14 protein-coding genes are annotated in these 12598 nt (G+C 54.1%); 6 read left to right on the forward strand and 8 right to left on the reverse strand.

The window, feature by feature from the left end:
• The first annotated feature begins 3 nt into the window (after positions 1 to 3).
• Positions 4 to 612, forward strand: a complete 609-nt coding sequence (locus IEY39_RS10125; protein WP_188931070.1) for a MiaE family protein — start codon at positions 4 to 6, stop codon at positions 610 to 612.
• Positions 613 to 641: 29 nt separating this feature from the next.
• Here IEY39_RS10125 and IEY39_RS10130 read toward each other — a convergent pair whose 3' ends face one another.
• From IEY39_RS10130 to IEY39_RS10165, 8 genes are all read right to left on the reverse strand, one after another.
• A complete protein-coding gene (locus tag IEY39_RS10130) occupies positions 642 to 1334 on the reverse strand; it encodes a uracil-DNA glycosylase family protein (RefSeq protein ID WP_188931071.1) in 693 nt (230 codons plus the stop codon).
• A gap of 47 nt (positions 1335 to 1381) precedes the next feature.
• Positions 1382 to 3823 (reverse strand): bifunctional YncE family protein/alkaline phosphatase family protein, encoded by a 2442-nt coding sequence (locus tag IEY39_RS10135; protein ID WP_188931072.1) that lies wholly within the window; start codon positions 3821 to 3823, stop codon positions 1382 to 1384.
• A gap of 26 nt (positions 3824 to 3849) precedes the next feature.
• Positions 3850 to 4857, reverse strand: a complete 1008-nt coding sequence (locus IEY39_RS10140; protein ID WP_188931073.1) for a GSCFA domain-containing protein — start codon at positions 4855 to 4857, stop codon at positions 3850 to 3852.
• A gap of 2 nt (positions 4858 to 4859) precedes the next feature.
• Positions 4860 to 5750, reverse strand: a complete 891-nt coding sequence (locus tag IEY39_RS10145) for a hydroxymethylglutaryl-CoA lyase (RefSeq protein WP_229688857.1) — start codon at positions 5748 to 5750, stop codon at positions 4860 to 4862.
• The gene (gene rlmB, locus IEY39_RS10150) at positions 5747 to 6487 is read right to left on the reverse strand and encodes a 23S rRNA (guanosine(2251)-2'-O)-methyltransferase RlmB (protein ID WP_188931075.1); all 741 of its coding nucleotides are present in this window, start codon (positions 6485 to 6487) and stop codon (positions 5747 to 5749) included. The genes IEY39_RS10145 and rlmB overlap by 4 nt, the downstream gene beginning before the upstream one ends.
• Positions 6484 to 7038 carry an NUDIX domain-containing protein gene (locus IEY39_RS10155; protein WP_188931077.1) on the reverse strand — a complete coding sequence of 185 codons (555 nt, stop codon included), beginning with the start codon at positions 7036 to 7038 and terminating at the stop codon, positions 6484 to 6486. The genes rlmB and IEY39_RS10155 overlap by 4 nt, the downstream gene beginning before the upstream one ends.
• A 54-nt stretch (positions 7039 to 7092) precedes the next feature.
• Positions 7093 to 8346 carry a methionine adenosyltransferase gene (metK, locus tag IEY39_RS10160; protein WP_188931079.1) on the reverse strand — a complete coding sequence of 418 codons (1254 nt, stop codon included), beginning with the start codon at positions 8344 to 8346 and terminating at the stop codon, positions 7093 to 7095.
• 64 nt (positions 8347 to 8410) lie between these two features.
• Positions 8411 to 9223 (reverse strand): glycogen/starch synthase, encoded by an 813-nt coding sequence (locus IEY39_RS10165; RefSeq protein ID WP_188931081.1) that lies wholly within the window; start codon positions 9221 to 9223, stop codon positions 8411 to 8413.
• A gap of 135 nt (positions 9224 to 9358) precedes the next feature.
• Here IEY39_RS10165 and panC point away from each other — a divergent pair, with 135 nt between their 5' ends.
• From panC to IEY39_RS10190, 5 genes are read left to right on the forward strand one after another with little or no spacing between them, the layout of a single operon-like run.
• The gene (gene panC, locus IEY39_RS10170) at positions 9359 to 10204 is read left to right on the forward strand and encodes a pantoate--beta-alanine ligase (RefSeq protein ID WP_188931083.1); all 846 of its coding nucleotides are present in this window, start codon (positions 9359 to 9361) and stop codon (positions 10202 to 10204) included.
• A gap of 53 nt (positions 10205 to 10257) precedes the next feature.
• Positions 10258 to 10602, forward strand: a complete 345-nt coding sequence (panD, locus tag IEY39_RS10175; RefSeq protein WP_188931085.1) for an aspartate 1-decarboxylase — start codon at positions 10258 to 10260, stop codon at positions 10600 to 10602.
• 11 nt (positions 10603 to 10613) lie between these two features.
• A complete protein-coding gene (locus IEY39_RS10180; RefSeq protein ID WP_188931087.1) occupies positions 10614 to 11669 on the forward strand; it encodes a lysylphosphatidylglycerol synthase transmembrane domain-containing protein in 1056 nt (351 codons plus the stop codon).
• On the forward strand, positions 11632 to 12123 hold the full coding sequence (gene rfaE2, locus IEY39_RS10185) for a D-glycero-beta-D-manno-heptose 1-phosphate adenylyltransferase (protein ID WP_188931089.1): 492 nt from the start codon (positions 11632 to 11634) through the stop codon (positions 12121 to 12123). Before IEY39_RS10180 ends, rfaE2 begins: the two co-directional genes overlap by 38 nt.
• 30 nt (positions 12124 to 12153) lie before the next feature.
• Positions 12154 to 12585 carry a nuclear transport factor 2 family protein gene (locus tag IEY39_RS10190; protein WP_188931091.1) on the forward strand — a complete coding sequence of 144 codons (432 nt, stop codon included), beginning with the start codon at positions 12154 to 12156 and terminating at the stop codon, positions 12583 to 12585.
• Positions 12586 to 12598: the final 13 nt, after the last annotated feature.

Here is a 12598-nt window from a genome sequence, read left to right on the forward strand (position 1 = left end):
CCCATGGAAACGTCCACCGGCCAAAAGAACATCCTCGGCCTGCAACTCCCTACCGATCCACGCTGGGTCGATCTCGCCGGCATCTCGCTTGCCGCCATCCTCACCGACCACGCCTGGTGCGAACAAAAAGCCGCTACCAGCTGCATCTCGCTGATCCAGCGGTACTCCGACAAAGACCGCCTCGTAAACGACCTCTCCCCCATCGTCACCGAAGAATGGGGGCACTTCCGGCTGGTAATAGCCGAACTCCAACGCCGCGACCTCAAACTCGGCCGTCAGCGCAAAGACCAATACGTCAACCAACTGATGGAATTTGAAAAAAAAGGCGCTACTGAGGAAGAACGCCTGCTCGATCGGCTGCTCATCTTCGCCCTCATCGAAGCCCGCAGCTGCGAACGCTTCAAACGCCTCAGCGAAGGTCTCGACGACCCCTATCTCCGGCAGTTCTACCGCCGCTTCATGGAAAGCGAAGCCGGTCACTATCATCTCTTCATCGAACTCGCAGAATTCTACATCGAAAAGGAAACCGTCCGACGCCGCTGGAAGGAATGGCTGGACTATGAAGCAGACATAATGCGCTCGCTCGAAGTCCGCGGCGATCGGATTCACTAGCGGCCTCCCGTCACCGCCCAACCGCGCCACTATCCCTCTACCCCAAACCGCTGCAAATACAACTCCACAAACTCTCCCACCCGCTTGCGCCGGTATTGCATCACCCACCGCGGATGCGGCAACGGCACTATCTCCTTGAAAAACCCATGCCGCTGATTGATCTTGCTGAAATACTTGAAATTCTCCCCCTCCCCCAGGCAAAAGCAGCGCTCCCGCGTCGTGGGCATCGTCTCCAGCTGCCGCCGGATACACTGTAGCATAAATGGCTCGAAATCCCGTAGTAGCTCCTTATCGTCGTAGTAATTCAGGTTCTTCCCATTCCGCACAAACCCCAGCGGCGACATCGCCGTAAAAAAGAAATCCCCGTAAAAAGCATCTACTCCACCATAACCATCGATCATCGCATAGACAAACTCCGAGGACAGCTCCGCCTTTCGCTTCATCTCGTTCGGGATCCTGCATTCCTCAGCCAGCCTTATCGGATCGGTAAAAGGTACACCCGTCACCCCCGCACCATGTCGCCCCGGGTTGATGCCGAAAATAAAGCTCCGCGGCCTGTCATCACTGTAAAACTTCCGGTAAAACTGCGTGGTCAGCCCCCACGTCGCCGCTTCCTTATACGGATTCATGATGGAGATGCCATCACCCATCGCGAAACGCGGCCGCAAATGCTGATAAAAGTCCAATATCGCCTCCGCCTGGGTAGCAAAACTCTTAGCCATGCCTGTAAAGATAGGATGCTAATCCATATCTCGCCCCCGCCATCGCTTTAATCCCTGTCTACGCCTGCCGCCTTGACAAACGCAGCCCGCACCGGCGCCGGAACCCGGGCCCCCTCGCCATGCACCGCCTTCCACAACATGGTATTCATGATGGCATCCGCAACCAGGTCTTCCTTCGAAAAATCCAACCCCTTTGCCATGCCCTGCAGTCCGCCCTTGCTCGGGTTCACATCGTTGAGATTCACCTGTTCGGGCAACGTGGCAAATGCCGTCAGATTCGCTTCCGGGGTGAAACTCCGCCACATGGTGTTCGCCGCCGCATCATACTGGCTCATCGGCTGCATCCCCAGGATCAGCTCCATCGTATGCAACATCGAAGAAGTGGTATACATCGTATGATCGACAAAATGCCGCTTCACAAATCCACCGGCAATATAGGCGGGCGAACGATGGGCGTCGACATGGTCGGGACCATTCTGCGCATCATCCTCCAGGATAAAGACCGCACTCTCTTTCCAGATGGAACTCCTGCTGAGATGTTCGATAAGCATGCCCACCGCCAGATCATTGTCGGCAACATGCGCAAAAGGCGTAGGCCGGCCAGCCGCCGTCCCCTCGGTATGGTCCGTGCCCAGGCGGACGCTGTTAAAGGCCGGGACAGCCCCAGCCGCCAGCAGCGAGTCGAACTCCCGCTCCCATTCCCGCTCCCGTCCCGTATCGGTGTAATGCAGGTCGAAATCCCGGAATGCCGGGTCGAAATGTCCCGCCAACGAAGGTATCGCCGGCTTCCCGCTCCGCACAAATTCGCCATACGTGCGGTAACTCACACCCGCCTCCTTCGCCTGATCCCAGATATACCGCTGGTTAAGCGTCGTCTTCCGGGAATAGATCTCGCCACCACGATGACCATAGGAAGAAGGCCATATCTTTTCCATATAATCCGTCGCATAGGCCCCCATGCACCAGTTGTGTCCATCCGCACTGACCTCCCCGTCGACATAGAAATTATCCAACAGCACAAACTCCCGGGCCAGCGAATGCAGGTTGGGCGTCACTTTCTCGCCAAAAAGCACAAGGCTCGTATCCCCATTGCCCTCGGGCAGATCACCCAACACCTGGTCGTAAGTGCGGTTCTCCTTGATGATGTAGAATACATATTTAATAGGTGAAGTCGCGCCAACCCTCGCTGGAATGGGGTTATTCGGCTCGCCGGCCTCGACAGCGGTGAGCTCGGTCGCCTTGTTGTACGGGGTGTTGTGAAAAACAGCCTGGCTGTAACCAAGCAGCTGCTCATCCGTAGGAATATCGATGATGCTCAGCGAACCCATCAGCAATCCCCCGCCGATGTATTGCTCGCGTACCCTTCCCGACCGGAGACTGTCCCCCTGGTGGAGAAAGACCCGCTGCCGGACATCGATAGGATTCGGTCCGCGGGGATTGGCAAAGGAGGAAAAACCCTTTCCGTTGGCTACATACAATTGTTTGCCCGTCACCCGCACACAGGTGGGATACCAGCCCGTAGGAATATACCCCTTCGATGTACTTTCGCCCGGTTTGGAAACATCAAACACCGCCAGGCAATTGTTATCCGCATTGGCGACAAAAAGCGTCTTGTCATCGTCGCTAAGCGCCACGCCATTAGTGGTAGAACCCTCACGCGAAGCGGGATACAAGGCGGCATTCAGCGTCTCGGTCACCGTCCGCGCCCGGATATCGATTACAGAGACACTGTTATCGCTTGCATTGGCGACATAAAGCATCCTGCCGTTGTGCGAAAGACAAAGGTCATTGGGATGATCACCCACCGCTATGCTGTCGGTAAACCCATTCGCTTGGGTGTCATATACCAGTATCTTCTTCTCCCCCCAGATGCTGATATATAATTCTTTTTTATCCGGCGACAAAAGACAGGTGTACCCTTCGCCCCCCAACGGCAAGCGGCGGACGATCTTTTTTGTCCGCAGGTCCACTACATAAAGGCTGTTGTCCTCCTTTGTCACCGTATATAAGAGCGACCGTTTGTCGTCAAGCACGATACCCGTGGGCGACACCTTATTAGGTAGTCGGGCCCCAAGCACGATGGTGTCGGCTTTCTTCAGCCTGCCGTCGCGGATGGCATACCGGATGATCCAATTGTCATTACCGCCGGAGACATATAACGATTTTTCGTCAGCGCTGAAAACGATGCCGCCCCAGGCAGTGCCGACCTCCACACTGTCCAGCTGTTTGCCCGCACGGACGTCGAATAATTGAATGGATTGTATGCTCTGGCCGTTGTTGGTGACGGCAGCATATTTTGGACTGAGCGCGATGTTTAGCGGAAGATCACCCAGCGGAAGACTCTTGCCCACCGGTGTCAGCGACCATCCATTTGGCAACCTCACCCGGTTGGCTTCAATATCCCGGGCGATAGAGGAAGGACGTGGTCCCTGGGAAAAGCCGGGAAGAACCCCGCAAAGCAGGGCAATGCCGATCAGCGCCTTTGTCATAAATATAGTAGTTGTGGAAGGCAAAATTACTCTCCCGAAAAATAGCGCATCTCCTCTTCAAGGTTAAGAAAAGGATATCTTTCCGCCAGAGCGGCAGCCCGCTGATACTGATCCTGTAAGAACCGCCGGTGCGCCTGCGTCGAGGGCTGAAAGGGCTTGTGCTTCCGGGCGATGACGATCTTCTTCACCTCTTCCAGCAATTCCCTCGACCCCGCATCGAGACATTGCTGTACAAACTTCTCCAGCACGAATTGCGTCGCCGGATAGTTGGGATGCACCATATCCACATCGTAAAAGCGATAGTCCCGCAGTACGTCGATCACCAGCTCATACGCGGGAAAATACCAAAGGCGGTCGAATTTATTCACGAGATGATGCACCGCCTCGATAAGCCGCGCCTTGCTGCGGTTGTTGTCCACCACCCCATCGCGGATATGCCGCACCGGGCTGATGGTAAACAGCACCTTCAACCCCGGGTTGAAATAGAACAATTGATACAAACAGCTGTCAAATGCCGAATTGATCTCCTCTATCGTCATTAAATGCTTCTGAAAGCTCTGCGCCGGCGCCCGGTGACAGTTGGCAACAGCAAGCCCCGCTTGCCCCCATTCGCCACCGGCCGACCCATTCTCCACCAACCGATAAGAAAAAGCACTCCCCAGCGTAATGACCAGCCAGTCCGCATGCTGCAAAAACGCATGCGCCCGCTGTTGCGAAGCATTGATCCCCCGCAACACGTCGGCCTTATCTACGCCCGAAAAAATACTATGATGCTGCCAGCTCTGCCACAGCTCGTTCAGATAGAACAGATCACCCTCTCCATAAACCTTCGCCTCCACGTAAGAGATCAGGCTCGACGCCACACTCTTCGGATCAAAGAGTATCCCATTGGGATTCTGTAGCACATCGAACTTCCATTCGCCCAGGGCATTCCCGATATGCTCCGTAAAGCAACTGCCGGTAAGCAATATCCTGTCCCCATACTTTATCGGCACAGGCAAGGACGGTAACGATATCGGTAATTGAAACTCCATGATCAAATGAATATCTCCCCCGCCAGCCGCAAACTCTCTCTAAGCGCCACCTCATCCAGCGTACCCAATAAATGCTTTTGATGAAAATAGCCGACTAACCACTCCGTATCCATATTCCCCACCAGCTCATCCCCCGCCATGGGACACCCTCCGATGCCCTTCAACGCCCCGTCAAACCGTCGACAGCCCGCCTCGAGCGCCGCATCGATCTTGGCCTTGCGGTTGTGATGCGTCGAATGCAGATGCACCCCGATGCTACACTGCGGCAGCTCGCGTATCAGATAGCTCGTCACCCCAAACACATGCTCCGGCGTTGCCAGCCCTACCGTATCGGCCACCGACAAGGTCTTCACGCCAAGCTTCGCCAGCGCCGCCGCCCACTCATACACCACGGCTTCATTCCACGGATCACCATAAGGATTGCCGAACCCCATAGACAGATAGACCACCAGCTCTTTCTGCCGCTCGGCACAAAGCGCCTGCATCTCTTCCACCGTGGCAAAGCTGCCTTCAATGGTCTTATTGGTATTGCGCAACTGGAAAGTCTCCGACACGGAAAAAGGGAACCCGAGATAACTGATGGCGTCATACTCTGCCGCTTCCTCCGCCCCCCTGAAGTTCGCCACTATCGCAAGCAGCTTCGTCTTCACCCCTTTCAAGTCCAAACCCGCCAGCACCCGGGCCGTATCCGCCATCTGGGGTATGGCCTTCGGCGAGACAAAACTTCCGAAATCCAGCACGTCGAACCCAACGCGCAAGAGCGTATTCAGATAATCGATCTTCTTCACCGTGGGAATAATATGCGGCCAGCCTTGCATGGCATCGCGCGGACATTCGACAAGCGCTACCCTCCCGCCCGACGCGCCCGCCTGCTGATCCATTTTTTGGCTCATAGCAATCGTTGTTTCATCGCCTCGTACAAAATAATTCCGGCTGCTACCGAAACGTTAAAAGAATCAAAATCCCCTGCCATCGGGATCGTAAAAAAGGCATCCGCGGCCTTATGAATATACGGCTGCACACCCTTATCCTCGCTCCCCATCACAATACAACAAGGTTCGGCCAGCGGAAGTTCGAAAACCCGCGCCTCTGCCTTCATCTCGCTCGTAAAAACCTTGATCCCGTTGAGATGCAGTGTATCCACCGCCTTGAGCAGACTGGGTACGCGACACACCTGGATCCGCTCCAGGGCGCCGGCAGAGGACTTCATCGCCTCTTCGTTCAAGGCCCCCACCCCTTTATCGGGGATGATCAGCGCCTGCGCACCGCAACAAAGCGCACTACGGGCGATGGCCCCGATATTCCGTACGTCGGTGACCCCGTCCAGCATCACGAATAGCGGCATCGCGCCCGTCCCTACCACATGGTCGATCACCTGCTGGAGGTCCATATATTGCACCAGTCCCGCAAAGGCGATGACCCCCTGGTGGTTGGCCTTTGTCAGCGATCCCAGCTTCTCCACCGGCACCACCTGCACCGGGATATTGTATTCCCGCGCCAGCTGCCTTATCTCCGCAATGGATTCCCCCGCCGTATTCCGCTGTAACAATATCTTGTCGATAGCCCGGCCCGATCGAATGGTCTCGATAAGGGGCTGGCGACCGATGATCAATTTGCTTTGCTTTATCATATTTTCAACGCTCCGCTCATCAACATTAGTTTCACTTTTAATATTCCCGCCACCGCTATCGAATCGGTGATCTCTCCCCGCAACACCATCTCGAAGGCTTCGTCGAATGCCACCCGCCGCACGACAAGCTGCTCCGTCTCCTCCGGCGTAGCCTCTTCCTGGTGCAAGCCCCGGGCCAGAAAGATAAACGCCCGTTCGTCGCTCACGGAATTGGATAAATGCATTTCCTGTATCAGCGTATACTCCTTGGCCACCAGCCCCGTCTCCTCCTTCAATTCCCGCCTGGCCGACTCGATAGGCGACACCGCGAAGTCGCCGCCTCCTTCGGGTATCTCCCAGCTATACGCGTCCAGTGGAAACCGGTATTGCCCCACCAGCCAGGTATACCCTTCCTCATCCAGTGGAAGGATGCCGATAGCCAGGCCCTTGAAATGAACCTTACCATAGATGCCTTTCCCACCCGAGGGATTTAACACATCGTATTCCGTCACGCCGATCCATTTATTGTCGTATACCGGTCGTTCGGCTAAAACAGTCCAGGGATTCTTCATACTCCAAAAATAAAGAACCTCCCCAAAGGGGAGGTTCCAACCTCGAAAATTCTTTTATTTCAACCCAAACGCCTTCTTCACCTTGGGGACATAATCAAGCTTCTCCCAGGTGAACAGCTCCACCTTCCGCTTCACCTCCTTCCCGTCGGGGGAGACAAAGGTCTTTTCTATCACCTGCGGCTGACGGCCCATATGACCATAAGCAGCAGTTTCGCTATAGATGGGATTGCGCAGCTTAAGGCGAGTCTCGATAAAGTAAGGCCGCATGTCGAACAGGTCCATCACCTTCTTGGCGATCTGGCCGTCACTCAGCTTCACCTTGGCCGTACCAAAGGTGTTGACGTTGATGCTCGTCGGCTGAGCCACACCGATGGCATAGGACACCTGTACCAGCACCTCATCGGCTACACCCGCAGCAACGAGATTCTTCGCGATATGCCGGGTAGCATAAGCCGCGCTACGGTCAACCTTGGAAGGATCTTTCCCGCTAAAAGCGCCACCGCCATGCGCACCCTTGCCGCCATAGGTGTCAACGATGATCTTCCGGCCGGTGAGGCCAGTGTCACCATGCGGACCGCCAATGACGAATTTGCCCGTAGGGTTGATGTGATACTTTATCTGATCATTGAAGAGCCGTGCGTACTTCTTATATTTTGCCTTCACACGGGGGATCAGTATCTCGATAATATCTTTTTTGATCTTTGCCTGCATTTTGGCTTCGGTGTCGAAATCGTCGTGCTGCGTGGATACCACGATCGCGTCGATCCTCACCGGTTTGTTGTTGTCATCATATTCCAGGGTAACCTGGCTCTTGGCGTCGGGACGCAGGTATTTGATCTGCTTGTTCTCACGACGCAGCGCGGCAAGCTCCAGCAATATTTTATGTGCCAGGTCGAGCGCCAGCGGCATATAGTCTTCGGTCTCGTTGCTGGCATAGCCAAACATCATCCCCTGGTCGCCTGCACCCTGCTCTTCCTTCTTCTTCTTGTCAACACCCTGGTTGATATCGGAGGACTGCTCATGGATGGCGGAGAAAATACCACAGGAATTGGCTTCGAACATATATTCGCTCTTGGTATAACCAATCCGGCGGATAACGCTCCGGGCAATATCCTGTACATCGAGGTAAGCCTTAGATTTTACTTCCCCGGCCAAAACAACCTGACCGGTGGTCACCAACGTTTCACAAGCGACCTTGGACTGGGGGTCGAAAGCCAGGAAATGATCGATCAATGCATCAGAGATCTGGTCGGCCACTTTATCCGGGTGTCCTTCACTAACGCTCTCAGAAGTGAATAAATAAGGCATTTTTTTTAAAAGGTTTGATGAATATTAATGGATTATCCAATAAATGACGCGCAAAGATAATAGCTTATTTACTTAGGTCCATGTACAACTGCAAATAATCTGTTAAATCAGATTCCGCATTGTAGGAAAGAACCTTCCGGCCGCGAATCTTGCCAAACTCGTCGACAAGCTTCTTGTCCACCTTTTCTGCGCCAAAGGTGATGGCGTCGGCATACGTAGCGCCGCCCCGGAAAAGCGCCGTATTATTGGCCTCCTTATAAGGTTCGAGGTCCTTCTCCTTTATGTTGGCGTGAATGTTGGCTATTTTGAGGAAATCCCCCCCCAACTTCTCTTTAAAGGTGGGCTGTCCGATGGTAAAGACACATTTGCTATGTGCAAAAACGGGCTCTTTCTTATACACGGTCTTAAGATACAGCGGGATCAATCCCGTCATCCAGCCACTGCAATGGATGACGTCCGGCGGCCAGCCAAATTTTTTAACGGTCTCAAGCGCGCCCTTGCAATAGAAAACCGTGCGCAGGCCATTGTCTTCAAACCATTTATCGTTTTCGTCGTGAAAGATGAATTTCCGCTTGAAAAGGTCTTCGTTGTCGAGAAAATAAACCTGGAGCCGGGCATTGGGAAGAGAAGCTACTTTGATCTGCAGGGGGAAGTCATCGTTGTCCACCGAAACATTGATCCCGGAAAGGCGAACCACTTCATGAAGCCGGTGCCTCCTTTCGTTCACTACCCCAAATCTCGGCATTATACAGCGCACCTCGAACCCATTGTCATTTGATTTAATTGCCAGCTTATTAACAATCTCCGCAAATTCTGTCAGCTCTAAATAAGGCGACATTTCGTTGGCAATAAATAAAATTCGCTTTTTTTGTAGCATTATTTTTATTCAATAATTGTTGAGAGGAACCTTAACTAGTCGTTACCAACATGTAAACAAATAGTTTGCAAAGGTACAATTTTTATTGCAAAATCGGTACTGACACTGGTTTCGGAGCCTAAAACCCAAAAAATCATGATATTATTCAAAAGAGCCGGCGACCTCGGTTCCTGGCTGGAACACCAGCGGAAGGCGGGCCAAACCATCGGTTTTGTCCCCACCTTGGGCGCCTTGCATGCCGGACATATTTCACTTATTACTATATCAAAAAAGAGTACAGCCCTAACGGTTTGCAGCATCTTTGTCAACCCCACACAGTTTAATGATCCAAAAGATTTTCAGAAATACCCGGTGACGCTGGAAAAAGATATCCCCATGCTCGAAAAAGCAGGTGTCGACGTCCTTTTCCTGCCCGATGTCGCCGAAATGTACCCCCAGGGAACCACGGGCCTTGAAACCTATGACCTGGGACCTCTTGAAACCCTGCTCGAAGGCAAATACCGGCCCGGTCATTTTCAGGGAGTCTGCCAGGTCATGCGCCGGCTGCTGGAAATGGTACGCCCCGACCACCTCTTTATGGGCAGCAAGGATTACCAGCAATGTATGGTCGTACAACGGCTGCTGGAGACGATCGGCCTGCCCACCACCCTCCACCGCTGCCCCATCCTCCGGGAAGCCGATGGCCTCGCCATGAGCAGTCGCAACGTCAGGCTGACACCCGACCAGCGCGCCAACGCCACCGCCATCTACCGGGCCCTCACCGCCATAAAGACCGGCTACCCCGCCCAACCCATCCCTATCCTCATCGATGCCGCCCTCCATATCCTCGAAGCCGGCGGATTCCGGGTGGACTATGTGTCCGTAGCCGACGCCCGGACCCTCGAACCCCTCCCCGGCCCTTCACCCGACGGCGCCGTCGCCCTCATCGCAGCCTTCCAGGGGGAGGTGCGCCTGATAGACAACATGGAGCTGTCGCTATAAACATTTCGTCAGCTAAAATTGTATACATTCGTGCCCCATTTGTAAATGAAACTATGGATATAGAGATACTCAAATCGAAAGTTCACCGTGCCGCCATCACGGAAGCCAATCTCAACTACGTCGGCAGCCTCACCCTCGACGAAGACCTGATGGATGCAGCAAACATGATCGAGAACGAAAAGGTCCAGATCGTCAACGTCAACAATGGCTCACGCATCGAAACCTATCTCATCAAAGGAAAAAGAGGTTCCGGAACATGCTGTCTCAACGGCCCCGCTGCAAGGCAGGGTGCAGTGGGCGACATCATCATCATCATTTCGTATGCGCATATGGATTTTGAAGAGGCAAAACAGTTCAAACCCCGCGTCATATTTCCGAAAGAAGGAAATAAACTGTAACTTGTCCCCCTATGAAGAAAAAAATTCTCGTATTCCTTCAATACATTTTTTTCGCTGCCCTGGCAGCGTTTTTTGTATGGTTGAGTTTGAAAGGTATGCATAGCCAGGAATGGGCGCAGTTGAAAGACGCGCTCGACCGGGCAAATTACTGGCTGCTCGTACCCGTCCTCGGTCTGCTGCTGGCCAGCCACTGGCTCCGCGCCCTGCGATGGAAACAGCTTATCGATTCCATGGGCTACAATACTTCCCGCATCAATTGTTTCCTTGGGGTCATGATCGGCTACTTCGTCAACCTGGGCGCCCCGCGTCTCGGAGAAGTAGTCAAATGCACTATCCTGGCCCGCTATGAAAAAGTTCCCGCAGACAAGCTGGTGGGCACCATTGTTGCCGAACGCGCCTTCGACGTTGTATGCCTGGTGATAGTATTCGGCCTCACCTTCTTCTTCCAGTACGATGTCATCCATACGCTAACGTCCGGTAAGCTCGACGCCCTCTTCCGCACCGCCAGCGGTCAGACTTCTTATATAAAGATACTCATGCTGCTCGCCGTCGCCGCCGTCCTCTTCTTCATCGGGCGCTGGTTCCTCAATAAGTTCAGCCACATCGGCCCTGTCGGAAAGGTCCGCAACATCATCATCAACATCTGGCACGGCCTCACCAGCGTAAAGGGTGTAAAGAACAAACCCCTGTTCTTCTTCTATACCATCGGCATCTGGTGCCTCTACCTGTTCAGCACCTGGTTCGGCTTCTTCGCCATCGGCGCCACCAGCCATCTCACCATCATCGACGCCCTCAGCGTCCTGGCAATGGGAAGCGTCGGCATGATCGTCTCCCCGGGCGGCATCGGCGCCTATCCCCTGCTCATCCAGAAGACCGTCTCCTTTTATAATGTTCCGGCCATTCCCTTTGGCCTTGCCCTGGGCTGGCTCCTCTGGTTTGGACAATTTCTTAGCTTTGTCCTGTTTGGTACGATCAGTTTTATCCTGCTGCCCCGTATCAATAAGAAACTACACTATCAAATCATCGCTCATGAAGGTCCCGCAGATCATCCCAACGAAAATATATGACCTTCCCGGCCTGCAGCACCAGCTGCACCGCTGGAGGCTTTTAGGCAAGACCATCGCCTTCACCAATGGCTGTTTCGACATCCTTCACCGGGGCCACATCGCCTCCCTCTCGGATGCCGCACGGGAAGCCGAGATCCTCATCGTAGGACTCAACTCCGACGCAAGCACCCGCAGGTTGAAAGGCGACGACCGCCCCATCAACAACCAGGAATCGCGCGCCACCGTGCTGGCTTCGCTGCTCATGGTGGATGCCGTCATCATCTTCGACGAAGACACCCCGCTCCAACTGATAAATCTCGTTACTCCCGATGTTCTCGTAAAAGGCGGGGACTACACCCTCGAACAGATAGTCGGGGCAAAAGAAGTGCTGGCTGCCGGCGGCCGCGTCGTCATAAATCCCATCGTCCCGGGTTTCTCGACCACGGGCCTCATCGATAAAATAACGCGCTTGTAAGCCAATCGCACACCACAATAAAACCTTGCCATGAAAAAGCTTTTCACCCTCATCCTCGCCGCCGCCGCCTTTCTTACTACGAGAGCCCAATCCGCCGACATCGCCGCCATCAAACAGCTCAATGCCGACTGGATCCACAACTACGTGGTACAAGACCCCGCCACCTTTCGCCGCATCTTCGCCGACGACTTCATCCTCATCAACCCCGCCGGCAAAAAATTCACCAAAGCCGATGTGCTGGCCAACCTCGGCCAACCCGTCGTTTCGTCGAAAGTCGACACCGCCGAAGTGCAGATCTACGGCAACATCGGCCTCATCCACGCCAGGGCCAGCTTTGTCACCCGGGTGGATGGAAAAGAATCCACCGGTGTGACCGACTACCTCGATGTCTACGAAAAAAGAAATGGCCGCTGGTGGGCCATCGCTGCACATGTAATCTTATTGGGCCAGCCGCAGCAATAACTCGCCGCGCCAT

Source organism: Puia dinghuensis (assembly GCF_014642875.1).
In the GTDB taxonomy this organism is placed as follows: domain Bacteria; phylum Bacteroidota; class Bacteroidia; order Chitinophagales; family Chitinophagaceae; genus Puia; species Puia dinghuensis.